The sequence below is a fragment of the Gorillibacterium sp. CAU 1737 genome (assembly GCF_039888655.1).
In the GTDB taxonomy this organism is placed as follows: Bacteria; Bacillota; Bacilli; order Paenibacillales; family NBRC-103111; genus Gorillibacterium.
The window spans coordinates 591,458-606,386 of record NZ_JBDQQO010000001.1; the positions used below are offsets into that span (position 1 = coordinate 591,458).

At 54.8% G+C, this 14,929-nt stretch carries 14 protein-coding genes; 11 read left to right on the forward strand and 3 right to left on the reverse strand.

All coding sequences use genetic code 11. From position 1 onward, the window contains the following. Window positions 1-69 precede the first annotated feature (69 nt). Together AAFN83_RS02765 and AAFN83_RS02770 are read left to right on the forward strand one after the other, a co-directional pair. Entirely contained in the window at window positions 70-774 is a 705-nt protein-coding gene (locus AAFN83_RS02765) for a dihydroorotate dehydrogenase electron transfer subunit (RefSeq protein ID WP_347766862.1), read from the forward strand. Then, the gene (locus AAFN83_RS02770; protein WP_347766864.1) at window positions 752-1,690 is read left to right on the forward strand and encodes a dihydroorotate dehydrogenase; all 939 of its coding nucleotides are present in this window, start codon (window positions 752-754) and stop codon (window positions 1,688-1,690) included. Before AAFN83_RS02765 ends, AAFN83_RS02770 begins: the two co-directional genes overlap by 23 nt. On the opposite strand, the gene AAFN83_RS02775 is transcribed toward AAFN83_RS02770, so the two are convergent. Next, a complete protein-coding gene (locus AAFN83_RS02775) occupies window positions 1,680-3,464 on the reverse strand; it encodes an ATP-binding protein (protein ID WP_347766866.1) in 1,785 nt (594 codons plus the stop codon). The genes AAFN83_RS02770 and AAFN83_RS02775 overlap by 11 nt on opposite strands. A gap of 312 nt (window positions 3,465-3,776) precedes the next feature. Here AAFN83_RS02775 and AAFN83_RS02780 point away from each other — a divergent pair, with 312 nt between their 5' ends. Then, window positions 3,777-3,980, forward strand: coding sequence for a hypothetical protein (locus AAFN83_RS02780; protein WP_347766867.1), 204 nt, complete (start codon window positions 3,777-3,779; stop codon window positions 3,978-3,980). 111 nt (window positions 3,981-4,091) lie between these two features. On the opposite strand, the gene AAFN83_RS02785 is transcribed toward AAFN83_RS02780, so the two are convergent. Then, the gene (locus tag AAFN83_RS02785; RefSeq protein ID WP_347766869.1) at window positions 4,092-4,811 is read right to left on the reverse strand and encodes a Crp/Fnr family transcriptional regulator; all 720 of its coding nucleotides are present in this window, start codon (window positions 4,809-4,811) and stop codon (window positions 4,092-4,094) included. 281 nt (window positions 4,812-5,092) lie between these two features. Between AAFN83_RS02785 and AAFN83_RS02790 the strand changes: the two genes are divergently transcribed. The 6 genes from AAFN83_RS02790 to AAFN83_RS02815 all read left to right on the forward strand — a co-directional run bounded on the left by AAFN83_RS02790 (window position 5,093) and on the right by AAFN83_RS02815 (window position 11,317). Then, a complete protein-coding gene (locus AAFN83_RS02790) occupies window positions 5,093-5,620 on the forward strand; it encodes a hypothetical protein (protein ID WP_347766871.1) in 528 nt (175 codons plus the stop codon). Window positions 5,621-5,755: 135 nt separating this feature from the next. Next, window positions 5,756-6,055, forward strand: coding sequence for a membrane protein insertion efficiency factor YidD (gene yidD / locus AAFN83_RS02795; protein ID WP_347767362.1), 300 nt, complete (start codon window positions 5,756-5,758; stop codon window positions 6,053-6,055). 362 nt (window positions 6,056-6,417) lie between these two features. Continuing rightward, complete coding sequence (gene metG / locus AAFN83_RS02800; protein WP_347766873.1) at window positions 6,418-8,463, forward strand: methionine--tRNA ligase; 2,046 nt, start codon at window positions 6,418-6,420, stop codon at window positions 8,461-8,463. Window positions 8,464-8,726: 263 nt separating this feature from the next. Next, the gene (locus AAFN83_RS02805) at window positions 8,727-9,716 is read left to right on the forward strand and encodes a metal ABC transporter solute-binding protein, Zn/Mn family (protein WP_347766875.1); all 990 of its coding nucleotides are present in this window, start codon (window positions 8,727-8,729) and stop codon (window positions 9,714-9,716) included. Between the two features lie 24 nt (window positions 9,717-9,740). Beyond that, entirely contained in the window at window positions 9,741-10,514 is a 774-nt protein-coding gene (locus AAFN83_RS02810) for a metal ABC transporter ATP-binding protein (protein WP_347766877.1), read from the forward strand. Then, window positions 10,514-11,317, forward strand: a complete 804-nt coding sequence (locus AAFN83_RS02815; protein WP_347766879.1) for a metal ABC transporter permease — start codon at window positions 10,514-10,516, stop codon at window positions 11,315-11,317. Before AAFN83_RS02810 ends, AAFN83_RS02815 begins: the two co-directional genes overlap by 1 nt. A 248-nt stretch (window positions 11,318-11,565) precedes the next feature. Here the strand turns inward: AAFN83_RS02815 and splB are convergent, their stop codons facing one another. Then, complete coding sequence (gene splB / locus AAFN83_RS02820; RefSeq protein ID WP_347766881.1) at window positions 11,566-12,630, reverse strand: spore photoproduct lyase; 1,065 nt, start codon at window positions 12,628-12,630, stop codon at window positions 11,566-11,568. A 243-nt stretch (window positions 12,631-12,873) separates the two neighbouring features. Between splB and AAFN83_RS02825 the strand changes: the two genes are divergently transcribed. Next, window positions 12,874-13,842 (forward strand): ABC transporter permease, encoded by a 969-nt coding sequence (locus AAFN83_RS02825; RefSeq protein ID WP_347766883.1) that lies wholly within the window; start codon window positions 12,874-12,876, stop codon window positions 13,840-13,842. Between the two features lie 17 nt (window positions 13,843-13,859). Next, on the forward strand, window positions 13,860-14,753 hold the full coding sequence (locus AAFN83_RS02830; RefSeq protein WP_347766885.1) for a carbohydrate ABC transporter permease: 894 nt from the start codon (window positions 13,860-13,862) through the stop codon (window positions 14,751-14,753). Window positions 14,754-14,929: the final 176 nt, after the last annotated feature.

The window sequence follows — 14,929 nt, forward strand, 5'->3', positions numbered from 1 at the left end:
GGATTACAGCACCACCCGAAGGCATCCGGTAGTCTAGGAAGGATATGTCGAGAAAGGGAAGTGAAGATCGTGCCAGTGGTGACAAGCAATCGCAAGCTCGCCTCGGATGTATTCGTCCTGGAAGTGGAGGGGCGCTTCGAAGGGCAAATGGGGCAATTCTACATGCTGCGCGGGTGGGATGATTATCCGCTGCTCTCGCGTCCGATCAGTATTCATGACATCGGGCCGAACGGCATTTCCTTTTTGTACCGGGTTGCAGGATATGGGACCGAACGGTTGGCGCGGCTGGAAGCGGGAGATTCAATCGGGCTGGAAGGCCCCTTTGGCAACGGATTCCCGCCTATTGACGGCAAGGTTGCGCTGGTGGGCGGAGGAATGGGGACGGCACCGCTTCTCTACGCGGCCAAGCAGTTGAAAGCCGCAGATGCTTATCTGGGCTTCAGTCGGGAGCCTTTCGCCTTGGAAAGCTTTGAACAAGCCGCTGCGTCTGTGAAGGTGAACGTAGGCGGGTACATTGTGGACGATTTGGACCCTTCGGGGTATGACGCCGTGTTTACTTGCGGGCCGTTGCCGATGATGAGGGCGCTCGCGAAGAAGCTTGAGGGCACGGGAGTGCCGCTCTATGTCTCGCTGGAGAAGAGAATGGCGTGCGGAGTCGGCGCCTGCCTCGTGTGCAGCTGTTCCACGAAGCATGGCAATCGGAAGGTATGCGCGGACGGACCGGTCTTCCGTGCGGAGGAGGTGGAGCTGAATGAAGAGTTCGATGTTCACTGAGATCGCAGGAGTGGGACTGAAGAATCCGTTCATCATGGCTTCAGGTACGTTCGGCTTCGGTAAGGAGTATTCGCGCTTCTATGACCTGAACGAGCTGGGAGGCATCTCCGGGAAGGGACTTACCCTTCATCCGAAGGCCGGGAACAAGGGCATTCGCGTGTACGAGACGGCTGCGGGCATGATGAACAGCGTCGGCCTCGAAAATCCGGGTGTGGAGGCGTTTCTCGCCCAGGAGCTGGATCGGATGACGGCGTGGGATACGGCGATCCTGATCAACCTCGGAGGAGGAACGATTGAGGACTACCGGGAGGGGGCTGCGCTTATCGAGGCGGACCGCTTGAAGCGGGAGAGCGAAGGGCGGCGCGGCGCGGATATGATCGAGCTGAACATCTCCTGCCCCAATGTGAAGGAGGGCGGCATCGCGTTCGGGATCGATACGGAAGCGGCCCGACGGGTCGTCCGGGAAGTTCGCCGCGCGACAAAGATGCCCCTCGCGGTTAAGCTGTCGCCAGGCGCGCGCGATATCGCCGAGATGTCCGCCATGTGCGAAGCGGAGGGGGCGGATGCCGTCTCGCTGATCAACACGTTCAGCGCGATGAAGATCGACGTGCGCCGCCGCAAGAACGTGTTCGCGAACGGCTATGCCGGCCTGTCCGGACCGGCGATCAAGCCCATCGCCCTGCGGATGGTTCACCAGGCCGCCAAGGCGGTCTCCATCCCGGTCATCGGGATGGGGGGGGTCTGCTCGGCGGAAGATGCCGTCGAGTTCATCATGGCGGGCGCTCATGCCGTACAGATTGGCACCTACAACTTCGTCAACCTGCGAGCAGGCGCTGAGCTTGTCCGAGACCTGGCTGCCTTCATGGAAGAAGAAAAGATCGAATCCCTCGATGAAATTCGCGGGATCATTGCGTAACAGGGAGAAGGATGTCCACTGTGGTCCCTACACCCGGGGTGCTGCGGAGGGACATCCTTCCTCCATGATTGCGGATGATTTCTTGACTGATCATCATGCCGAGACCGGTTCCATTCTTCTTGGTCGAGTAGAACCGTTGACCGATTCGGGCGAGCTCCTCCTGAGAGATTCCTTCGCCTTGATCGATGATCTGGATGCGGACGGATTGGTCGGAGGGCTTATCGGTTTGAAGGATGATCTTGCCGCCGTTCGGCATGGCCTCAATGGCGTTCTTTAACAAGTTGATCAGCACCTGCTTAATCTGATTCTCGTCGCAGAGCAGCTCCAGCGAACCAGCCTGATGATCGAGCTCCAGCTCGATCCGGCAAAGGATAGCCTGAGTGCTGATCAAGGTAACGACGTGATCGAGCAAGGGATAGAGTTCAGTTGAGGCGTACACGACCGGCTGCGGCTTGGAGAGAAACAGAAGCTCCTTGACGATGGAGTCGATTCGGGACAGCTCTGATAAGATGATGTCGTGAAACTCGGGTTTGACGGTTCCGCCTTTCATCAGTTGAATGAACCCTCGAATCGCCGTGAGCGGATTGCGAATTTCATGAGCGATACCGGCTGCCAAACCTCCGACGGCATTCAGTTTATCCGAATTGAGTGCTTGCTCATGCATGGTCATAACATCGGTCCGGTTTCGAGCGACCACAAGATAATGCTCATCCGGAGTGGAGTCCAGCGGATAAGGAATGATGACGGCTTCGAGCCAAAACAGAGTTCCATTCTTCACACGGACCCGAAACGTGATCGGCTGTCCCTGGGAGACGTTCAGGTGCGCGCGGACCAATTGCAGGTCTTCAGAAGGAAGAAGGGTTTCTGCGGTGTGACGCTCCAACTCGTCTTCGCTGTACCCGCTAAAAGTATAAACCGTTTGAGAAAGAGCCGATATCCTGAGATCCTTATGGATCAAGCAAACGATATCTTGGAAGCTTTCGTGGATGCGTATGTTAAGCGCCCTATGGCGATGAAGGCTCTCCTTCGCCTGCTCGAGCTCGGTGACATCCTGAAAGGTCCCCGACCATACCGAACAACCGCATTCTTCCGATTCATCCCGCTCTCCTGTGATTAGAATCCGCCTCATGCTATTGTCGAATGCCCGTATACGCACCATGCCGGAAAAGGAACCGCTTGTGCTTGCCGCTTGAATCTTGTTCAGATCCTCTTGATCGGCTCTTTCCAGGACCATCTCTTCCGTTAAATGAGCTGCAGTGCCCGTGATCCCGAGAATTCCGTACAACCCGTTGGAGAAAAAAAGCCTGGGGGAGCGGCATCTGCACAGCTCCCAATGACCGGCTTTAACGGAACGATCATTGTGTTTCGCCAGCGATTTCCACCCGTTTAAGCTTAAGGAGGAGGGAACACAGGAGTGGGTGTAGGAAGCGAGAAACCACGAGGAGGAAGAGGCTGGCCCAGAGTCCAGACGGGATAGAGAGGTGTGAACCTGACGAATCGATCCGTCCGGCAGCAGCCAACGGGTTTCATAAGTCGTCTCCTTGAGCTCGGAAGCGGTAAAGCTGCGGAACCGCTCGCGTTCCTCCCATTGATCTTCATGGTGGGTCAACGAAAAAAGCGGAAATCCGACCACTTCTTTCAGGGGAATTCCGCAAAGGGTCAGGAAAGCATCATTGGCCTGCAAGATGATCGCTTTCCGATTGATAATGGCAATCCCGTACGGGGCGGAGCGAAAAAATGAGGAATAAACCAGTCGAATGACATCGGTTTCCATTGGCGTTCCACAAACCTCCCGAAATAGGCAACATTTCCTATTCTTACTCGATTGTAGTAGCTTCTAGCAAGGAATACAATATCGTTTTCATAATATTTTTCATTCAATCCTTCCTATTGTTCGAGAATCACTCCATACGCAAATGGATCCAGAACCAGGGGAGCGGTTTGGAACGGAAATCCTTTTTTGTGAACATTTCTCGAAATATTTCTTTCCGTGTTAGAGGGGCTGTGCTATACTCGGTGATAGATGGACAATCTGCTTGTCTGTCTATCGACTAGAGGGCTATGCTGGGAAAGGAGAGAACGGCGGATGGATCAAGGACTCCAGCAATTCGTCGGTGCTCCGATCGATATCATTTACCTCGAGCACGACAACCGTACGGTACAGCGCAAAATCGACATTCTAACGGCAGGGGCTCAATGTGTATTTGCCTACTGCTTCTCAAGCAAGGAGCCCGAGTTGTTCCGAAACCAGGACATTCTTGCGGTGCTGCCTGCTTTTCCCGAATCCTAGAAGGCAAGCTCCGAATGCGAACCATCGCTACGAAAACAAAAAACCGGTGACTGCTCTGCGAGCGCGTGTGAAACGCACTCCAGGCGGCCATCGGTTTTTTTAGTGTGTGGATTAAATGCGACAGATATTCGCGGGACAATTCTCGCATTGACAGATGGTGCGCAAGCCTTCGAGATCCTTGATGACGATGTGGCTGCTCTCTTGATCAATGATTCCGTCCTTCTTGAGGTCGCCCAGCATCCGGTTTACGCTCTCACGGGTAGCGCCGATCATATCCGCAAGCTCACTGTTCGTCAGCTTCTTGGTGATAAGAATCTCATCGCCGCGCTTCGAGCCGTACGTATTGGATAGCCGGATCAGCATGGAGCAGAGTGCGCCCGGTTTGCCGAACATCATCAGGTCGCGAAGCTTCGCCTGCGTCATGCGGTGCATCATGCCCATCCATTTCATGAACTCAACGGCCAGCGCTCCGTGCTGCCACATGAGCACTTCAAGGTCCTTGCTCTGAATCGAGCAGATGACGCTGTCCTCGGTTATCTGCGCGTTCATGGTATGAGCGGAACCATGCAGTCCATCCAATTGACCGAAGAGATCTCCGGTTTGGTGCATGTAGAGGATGAATTGCTTGCCCTCGTCATTGGTTTTGGTGATTTGGACGCTGCCTTGCTTGATATAGTAAAATTTGTCGGCAGGATCTCCTTCCCAATACAAATGGGTACCTGCAGCCAATTTAGTCTCGTACATGATTTCCTGGATCAGCTTGAAGTTCTCTGGGGAAAAGACCTCCGTATTGCGGTTTGACGTCACCTCAGAATGAGTATGCTTTGCCATCACAGGCCTCCTCCCTTCAAATTACCATTATTATACCACATGTTCATGCTCCTGTGTGATGAAACTCACTCTTTTGGCGATGATTTGTGAATTAATTCACTTTATGTACACAATTTCGTAACCAATCCGATCGTTACGGAAAAAGGGGATGAAAGCTGTAAAACGATAAATATTCCTGATGAAGTGATAGAAATCATTGTTTGACATTGGGGAGAGTGGTATTCTTGGTTCAACACCATGGACCTTTCTTCATGGCTATGAAATGGAGGCAAACGATCGCGATGAATCAGAACACGGTGCTGGAATGCGCCAGACCTACCGAACTGTCGGATTTGCTGGAAGGGTTGGAAGCCGAACATGCCGAATTGGCTGAATGGCTGGCAAAATGGTCGAAAGCAGCCAATGATGCGGTGGAACGGGGTGGCGGCTCGCATACGGCCCGAACGTTTATGGACCTGGAGAGCGAAATCGTTGCCTTTACTCAGAAGCTGGAAGGCCATCTGAATCGGGCATGCGAAGAGCTGCATCCTTTGTTGAGGAGCTATGTGGGAGCGGAGCGGCTCGCATCCTTATCCCCAGAGGCTTGGACCTATGATAAAAAATATGAATTAGCCAAGGAAAACGCAGCGGCTTTTCACCAAGAAGCCCAGCAACTGACGGAAATTTCCGAATCGGAACGGCTTCAAAGGCTGACTTCGTACTGGAAGCAGGCGCATGAAGGGTTTGAGAACTCCCTGGTCATCGAGAAGACCCTCTTGTTCCCGATTGCAGAAGATCTGCTGACGGACCTTGACTATCTGTTTTCATAAGACGAAACGGGGGAACGAGGCTTGATGCCGAGGGATTACCCGTTACATTTCTCACTCTTTTCAGGCTGATTTTTGCACAATGGCTGGATGCATTCTATAATGGGAGAAGACGAATGCCCGATTGCAGGTGATCCCATGGACAAGCACAAGCGTCCCGCAGCCGTGCGCTTTGCGCAGGCGCCCGTACAGTTTTATCGTAAATTCATCTCCCCTCTCACTCCACCGCGCTGCCGGTATTATCCGACCTGCTCCCAATATGCCCTAGATGCAATGGAAGAGTACGGAGCGGTTCGAGGCAGTTGGATGGCGGCGCGGCGCATTTGTCGCTGTACCCCCTTCCATAAGGGAGGAATCGACCCGGTGCCTCCGAATCCGCGCAAGGAGAACCGGGCTGATCCGACTGCAGAATCGGTTGGGAATCGGCGCGGATCTTGACGCCGCATTGGCGGACGCGTATGATGAGTAGCAGATTGGGTAAAACTTGAATAAAACGCACTTCTATGATGGGATGAGTAAGGAAGCCCCCTGTTTCAGAGAGCCGGGAAATGCTGTGAGCCGGTACAGGACAAACCTGAAGATGGTCTCGGAGAATCCTTTTTCGAGCGGCTGGAGCTTGACGTCCACCGTAAGGGAAGGGCGTATCCCGCGTTAAGGGACGGTCGTTCAGACCGGCGGAGCCCCTCTTTGCGAGAAGGGGGGGAATCTGGGTGGTACCACGTGAGCACAAGCTTTCGTCCCAAGCGGGCGGGAGCTTTTTTTGCGTCCATACGGATGCGCAGTAGAAGGAGGAGCGAGCGATGAGCGAGTACAAGAAGAGCTTTTATCTGACAACCCCGATTTACTATCCCAGCGATAAGCTGCACATCGGCCATGCCTATACGACCGTGGCGGGCGATGCGATGGCGCGCTACAAGCGGCTTCGCGGGTATGATGTCATGTTCCTGACCGGAACGGACGAGCATGGACAGAAGATTGAAGAGAAAGCCCGGCAGAAGGACGTGCACCCGCAGGCTTTCGTGGACGGCATCGTGGCGGGAATCAAGGCGCTGTGGGACAAGCTGGACGTCTCCTACGACGATTTTATCCGCACGACGGAAGACCGACACAAGGAATCGGTTCAGGCAATCTTCTCCAAGTTCCTGAAGCAGGGGGACATCTACAAGGGCGAATACGAAGGTTGGTACAGCATCCCCGATGAAACCTACTACACGGAATCGCAACTGGTCGACGTCGTGCGGAATGACAAAGGGGAGGTTACCGGCGGAAAAAGCCCGGACAGCGGTCATCCGGTTGAGCTGGTGAAGGAAGAGTGTTACTTCTTCCGCATGAGCAAATACGCCGACCGCTTGCTGCAATACTACGAGGAGAACCCCGAATTTATCCAGCCGGAAGCCCGCAAGAACGAGATGATCAACAACTTCATCAAGCCGGGGCTGGAGGACCTTGCCGTCTCCCGCAGCTCCTTCAAGTGGGGAATCCCGGTTCCAGGCGACGAGAACCATGTCATCTACGTCTGGATCGATGCTCTTTCGAACTACATCACAGCGCTCGGTTACGGATCGGACGATCCTCAGAAGTACTACAAGTACTGGCCGGCTGACGTCCATCTGGTCGGAAAAGAGATCGTCCGCTTCCATACGATCTATTGGCCGATCATGCTGATGGCGCTTGGTCTGCCGCTGCCGAAGAAGGTGTTCGGCCATGGCTGGCTGCTGATGAAGGACGGCAAAATGTCCAAGTCGAAGGGCAACGTCGTCGATCCGGTAACGCTGATCGATCGCTATGGATTGGATGCCCTCCGGTATTATCTGCTCCGCGAAGTTCCCTTTGGCTCCGACGGCACGTTCACGCCGGAAAGCTTCGTCGAGCGGGTCAATTACGACCTGGCCAATGACCTCGGGAATCTGCTGAACCGGACGGTCGCGATGATTGACAAGTACTTCGACGGCGTAATCCCGGCCTATGTACCGAATGCTACCGAGTTTGACGCCGACCTTGTTGCGACGGCGGAGGCTGCGGTTCGCAAGGCGGAGGAGGCGCTGGAGCGGATGGAGTTCTCCGTGGCGCTCACGTCGATCTGGACGCTGGTCAGCCGCTCGAACAAGTACATTGACGAGACGAAGCCGTGGGTGCTCGCGAAGGACGAGAGCAAGCAAGCTGAGCTCGGCTCGGTCATGTACGCGCTGGCGGAATCGCTTCGCATCGTCTCGGTGCTGCTGCGGCCGTTCCTGACCTCCACGCCTGCGCAGGTGTGGGAGCAGCTCGGCATCGAAGCGGAGGCCCGCGAAGCGCTGACCTCCTGGGAGAGCCTCGCTGCATTCGGCGCCCTGCCGGCGGGCATCCGCGTGAAGAAGGGGGACCCCATCTTCCCGCGTCTTGACGCCGAGCTGGAAGTCGCCGCCATCGCCGCCGCGATGGGCGGAGCCGCTCCGGCTGCTCCGCAGGCACCGGAAGCGGCCGCCCCGGCGGCGGAAGCGAAGCCGGCTGCCGCACCTGTGGAAGATGCGGAGCCGGGCAAGGAAGAAATCGGCATCGACGATTTCGCCAAGGTCGAGCTGCGCGTCGCTCAGGTGATCGCGGCCGAGCCGGTGCCGAAGGCCGACAAGCTGCTGAAGCTGCAGCTTGACCTCGGAACCGAGCAGCGGCAAGTCGTCTCCGGCATCGCGAAGTACTACAAGCCGGAGGAGCTTGTCGGCCGCAAGGTCATCTGCGTGGTCAACCTGAAGCCGGTCAAGCTTCGCGGCGAACTGTCCCGCGGCATGATCCTGGCGGCTTCCGTTGGCGACCAGCTGACGCTGGCGACCGTACCGGACAGCATGCCAAACGGCGCGATTGTGAAATAAATCGAGCCAACTCCAACCGATTCCTCGCCAAGCTCGCGCTTGGGAGGGATCGGTTTTTTGCAATCTGGCGAAGATAGAATTGACAGGGAACCTCGCAACTCCTATAATTCAGTAAGTAAATCGTTATGATTACGATTAAAGAACGCGAAGAAATGAGAATCCGCTTTTGTTGAGATAAGCTCCATCGGGAGTTTTGTCAGCAAATCAACGGTACTTCTCTCATCGCAGTCTCTAAGAGAATTGAGAGTTGAAAGGGGCTTCTTATGAACTTGCATTTATCCGGCAGACGCCGTTCCTCCTCCATCTTGTTGCTTCTTCTGGCGGCAATCGTCCTGCTTGCAGGCTGTTCGTCCAAGGCTGACAAAGCAGCAGAGGGGAAGGTTGCGATCACGACGACGATCTACCCGCTTGCGGATTTTGCTGTTAAAATTGGGGGGGATCACGTCCATGTTACTCATGTGATTCCAGCTGGCGTAGAGCCGCATGATTGGGCTCCCAAGCTGAAAGATATCAATCGAATGGCAGACTCCCAACTCTTGTTCTACCAAGGCTCCGGGCTGGAAGGCTGGGTGGATGATTTCTTGAAGAGCCTTCCCTCGGACTCTAAGCTGAAATCCATTGCCGTAAGCGAAGGACTCGCGGTTCATTTGGAGGAAGGGGAGCCGGCGGTTGATGCCGAGGATCCCGATCACGAGGGCGAAGAAGCCCATGACCACGATCATGATGAGGAAGGACTTGACCCTCATACGTGGCTGAGTCCGGTTCTCGCCAAGAAAATGGCCGAGCGAATCAAGAACGAGCTGGTTTCCGTTGATCCGACGAACAAAACGGACTACGAAACGAACTTCCAAACCTTGTCCGCTAAGTTCGACGAGCTGGATGCGAAGTTCCGCACGGAACTCGATCCATTGCCTCACAAAGACATTGTTGTTCAGCACGCTGCTTTTGGATATTTAAGCAAGGAATATGGGCTTACCCAGCGTGCTATCATGGGCCTGTCGCCAGAAGCGGAACCGACGGCCCGGCAGTTGAAGAGCATCAAGGATTTCGTGAAAGAGAACGACGTCAAGGTGATCTTCTTCGAGGAGCTGGTATCGGACAAGCTGGCGAAGACGCTCGCGCAAGAGACCGGAGCGAAGGCACAGGTGCTGAGTCCGCTCGAAGGGCTCACTCCTGAGCAGGAAAAGGCCGGGGAGGATTACTTCTCGATCATGACCCGCAACCTGGAGCACCTGGTTGAAGCGCTGAAATAAGGAAGGTAGAAGAAGGGGTTGCCGATGGATACGGGCTTTCTCAACAAGGCCGAACAAGTGCTGTGTCACGACCCGGTCATTTCGATCGAGGATCTATGCTTTTCTTATGAAGGAACCCGCGTCATCCAAGGGTTGAACTATGTCGCGCAAGAAAGGGACTTCGTCGCGCTTGCCGGCTCCAATGGGGCCGGCAAGTCGACGTTGCTCAAGATGATTGTCGGCCTCTTGAAGCCGGGCAGCGGACGAATTCGGTTGTTCGGAACGCCGGTGCAGGAATTTCGCGACTGGCATCGCGTGGGCTATGTCCCGCAGAAATCAAACTTCAATCCGCTCTTTCCGGCTACCGTTCGCGAGGTAGTCACCTCCGGCTTGTACAACCGGGGTACGATGTTTCGCCGAATTGGAGCGACCGAACACCGGAAATGCAATGCCGCACTGGAAGCACTCGACATTGCGGCTTTGGCGGACCGCAAGATTGGTCAATTGTCCGGCGGACAGCAGCAGAGGGTCTTTCTGGCGCGAGCGCTTGTCGGAAACCCCGAGCTGCTGATTCTGGATGAGCCGACGGTCGGGGTGGATGTGGAGACACAGGAATCCTTCTTCCAATTGCTGACCCATCTCCATCAGCACCATCATTTGACGTTTCTGATGGTTACCCATGATCGGGAAATGATCGAATCGACCATGGGGAAGGACCCGGCTCATGTTGCGGGGAAACTGAAATTTTATGTGAAGCACACGCACGCCCCCATGGACTGTGACGTGGAGGATGTCTCGCACGGGGGAGGAACACGCTGATGGATATTTTACTCGATTCCTTTTTTCAACGGGCGCTGGCCGGCGGCATTATGATCGGCCTGACCGCTCCGCTGATCGGAATTTTTCTGGTGCTGCGAAGGCTTTCCATGATCGGAGACACGCTGTCCCACGTTTCCATCGCCGGGGTGGCCCTTGGGATGCTGATCAACATTTATCCGCTCGGAATGGGACTCGTCTTCGCGCTTGCCGCTTCCTTCGCCATTGAGAAGCTCCGCAAGGAGTACAAAACCTACGCCGAGCTGTCCATCGCCATTATCATGTCGGCCGGGATTGCGCTTGCTACGCTCTTTTTCTCACTTGGAAAAGGGTTCAACGTCAGCGTGTCCGGTTACCTCTTCGGGAACATCTATACGCTCGATAAGGTGGATCTGATGATGGTGGCCGGAGTCACGGTGATCACCGTCCTCTTCGTGCTGTTGAACTACAAGGAGATGTTCCTGCTGTTCTTCGACGAGGAAGCCGCTGCGGTGAGCGGGTTGCCGATCCGGTTCTATAACGTCGCGGTAACCATGCTGACTGCTCTCGTCATCAGCGTCTCGATCAAGATCGTCGGCGCGCTGCTCGTCTCGTCGCTCGTGACGATCCCGGTAGCGGCCAGCCTGCGGCTTGCCAAGAGCTTTAAGCACTCCATCATTCTGGTGGTCGTCTGCTCCGAGCTGGCTGTTATTCTGGGCCTTACCGCCGCTGCCTTGTTCGACTTGGCTGCGGGGGCTTCCGTGGTGCTGCTGCTCATCGCCTTCCTGCTCTGCACCTTCCTGGTCAAACGCAAAATTCGTGTGTAACACAAAGACCGGTTCTTCTAGAGCGTGTCTTCAAATCGTGTGAATAGGAACAGCGCTTCAGAAAGAGAGTTGTCTCCGCCCTCCGTTAAATCCAAAACGCTAGAATAACGGGAAATGGATGCGTTTTGGATTTAAAGGTCGTTCTCAAGACAACTTCTCTTCCTTTCGCTTTGTTCCACTTTATATACTGAAAGACCGGTTCATTTGCCCTCAGATGAACCGGTCTTTTTTAATGAAAAGGATCACGTTTACGTAAAATAATCGACAGATGCCTCCGGGAACTTTTCGGCAATGTGCGTGTACAGGAAGTCCTTGAGGAGCCCGGCTTGCTCATCAGGGTACACATATTTGCCTTGCCCCCAACGGCCCCACTTGTATTTGCGGGTTTCTTCGTCCATGTCGAGCTTCGTTTTGGGGTAGCGCTTGAGGATCACGTTTTTCGCTGTTTTCGTGTAGCGGTGCTGGATGAGCTCGAAGGTCAGGTTGGGGAAGACGCTTCGGGGAAGGGCGCGGCTCAGCTTTTCCAAAAGCTCGTAATACCCGTCCTGCCAGCCGTCGTACCACATGATCGGGGCAATGATGAAGCCCAGTGGGTAGCCGGCATCCGCGATCTTGCCCGCTGCTTCAATCCGCTCCGCAAAACGCGAGGTTCCCGGCTCGAAGTTTTTAATCACATAATCCGAATTGACGCTGAACCGAATTCGCGTATGTCCGTTGTGCCGAAGGCCGAGCAGCGGATCGACGTGGTGAAACTTCGTAACAAAGCGGAGACGGCCCAGCTCCTGATCCGCCATAAACTCCACAAGTTCCGCAAGGGAACCCGAGATGTGTTCGAGCCCGACGGGGTCGGAGGTACAAGCAGCTTCAAACCGGGTGATCTCCGGTGCCCGTTCCGAAATGTAGCCAGCTGCCGCTTCCATAATCTGATCCGTGTTTACGTAGATGCGAATATAAGGCTTTGCCCCCAGGGTGGTCTGGAGGTAGCAATAATGACAGTGAGCCATGCAGCCGGTTGCAATGGGGATTGCATATTCGGCGGATGGCTTCGATGTATCGAACTTCAATGTCTTGCGTACGCCGACCACCAAGGTTCGCTTGGCTATGCGGTATTTGGCCAGCTCGCTTTCTCCGGGCAGATCGGTGATCCGGTTGTGGGAGGTCGTCATGTGAATGGGCAGGCCTTGCGCATTGGCCCAGTCGCGGATTTTCTTGCCCTTCGGGTAGAGCAGGGCATCCGGTTCAAAGTACACCAGCTCAGGGATGAAGATTCCGGTTTCAGTGGAGGACCGAATCAGTTCGGCGGTGGTGGACATGGGTTCCGAGCTCCTTTCCTGTAGCGGCTCTCCTTAGCATCTGCTCCTTCCCGCACCCTCAACCGTGCTAAAATGATCCCAATCCGTCCAGCGTTATGTGGGAAAACGGTTCAATCCCCTGCGAAAATGGTTCACTTCCCGGTTACCGTTCTCCCGAAACGAAAGCCCGCCTTCTCACCCGAAGGCGGGCTTTTGTCGAGTAAAATGAAAGCGATACCAATACGGAGAATAGGAGAGCACACTATGGAGCTGCCAACGGAAGGGGTTGTGCCAGCCAAGCCGGCTCCGGCTGCACGACCTCAGAGACAGAGAAAGCTTGCGAACAAGCACAAGCTGTTTTTGATGGCTTTGCCTTTTCTGATCATTACCTTCATCTTCTATTACTTGCCGGTCAGCGGGTGGATCTATGCTTTCTACGACTTCATCCCGGGGATTCCGCTCAAGGACACGCCGTATGTCGGGCTGCAATGGTTTAAATCCATCGTTGCGAATCCGACGCAGACCGCGGAAGTGCTGCGCGTTTTGAAAAACACCGTAGCCATGAGCTCGCTTGGCTTGATCACTTCGGTGTTCCCGGTCATCTTCGCCATTCTGCTGTCCGAGATCAAGACGGGCTGGTACCGCAAGCTTGTCCAGACGCTAACAACCATTCCAAACTTCATCAGCTGGATTCTGGTGTACGCGCTCGCCTTCTCGCTCTTTTCCGTGGACAGCGGCGTTGTGACGGCCATTCTGGCTCAGCTCAAGATCGTGCCGGAGGGGTACAACTTCCTCGCGTCCGACTCCCACATCTGGCTGAAGATGATCATCTGGTACTGGTGGAAGTCGCTCGGCTGGGGGGCCATTCTCTACCTGGCCGCCATTGCGGGCATCGATCAGGATTTGTACGAGGCAGCGGAAACCGACGGAGCAGGGCGCTTTCGAAAAATCTGGCACATTACGGTTCCGGGACTCATCCCCACCTTCTTTGTTCTCCTGCTCTTGTCGATCGGGAACTTCGTCAACAACGGAATGGAGCAGTATTTTGCCTTCCAGAACGCCATGAACAAGGATTCCATCGAGGTGCTCGATCTGTACGTGTACAACATCGCATTCGCCAATAACTTCCCGTTTGCAACGGCGGTCAGTATGCTCAAATCGCTGGTCAGCGTCTTCCTGCTCTTCGCAGCCAACACGCTGTCCAAGCTTGTCCGGGGCGAATCGATTATCTGAGGAGAGGAGAGCAACCCATGCGCAAAAAGCAAACGGCAGGCGATCGGACGTTTCAGGTATGCCTCTACCTGCTCTTCGGCCTGTTCACGATCAGCTGCCTGTACCCGTTCTATTATTTGTTCATTAACACGATCAGCTCGAATGACTTGTCGGCAGCGGGGGACATCAAGTTTTATCCTCGCGGCATCCATTTTAACAACTATGTCAAAGTGCTCAAGATCAGCGGATTAAGCCATGCGGCCTTGGTGTCCGCCTATCGGACCATCTGCGGCACGTTGCTGACGGTGGGGTCCTCCGCTTTCCTTGGTTACCTTTTTACGAAGAAGGATATGTGGGGACGCCAGATTTGGTACCGGTTTATCGTCGTGACGATGTATTTCAGTGCCGGGCTCATCCCTTGGTACATTACGATGAACAACCTGCACCTCACCAACAACTACCTGGCTTACATTCTGCCTACGATTATTACGCCGTTCAACATCATCCTGGTGAAGACCTTCATTGAAGCGATTCCGCCTTCTCTGGAGGAATCGGCAGCGATGGACGGAGCCGGATACCTGCGGTCCTTCTGGAGTATCATCGTGCCGCTCATCACGCCGATTTTGGCTACCATCACGATCTTTTCCGCGGTCAACCAGTGGAACTCCTTCGTGGATACCGCCTTCCTGATGACGGAGACGAAGTATTTCACGTTGCAATTTCTGCTCTGGCGCTACCTGAACGAGTCCAGCTCGCTCGCGGCGCTGATTCGCAGCTCACCGGACATGGCCGCGAGTATCGTGAACATGCAGACACCGACATCGGTGCGCATGACGGTGACCATGATTGTGGTTCTGCCGATTCTGATCATCTACCCGTTCTTCCAGCGCTTCTTCGTCAAGGGGATCATGATCGGCGCCGTGAAGGGGTAAGACCACGCTTACTCGTGTTGCATTCGTCAAGGGCTTTTCTCTGCCGATTGGAGGTTCAGACAGGGTTTGAGAAGCGGAGAGAAAAGTTGGTGCCGGAGGAGCGAAAGCGTTCGCCTTTGGTTTTGAATTCCCCCTTAATAAATGCTTATAAAAGGAATTCAAAACCAACAGCGACT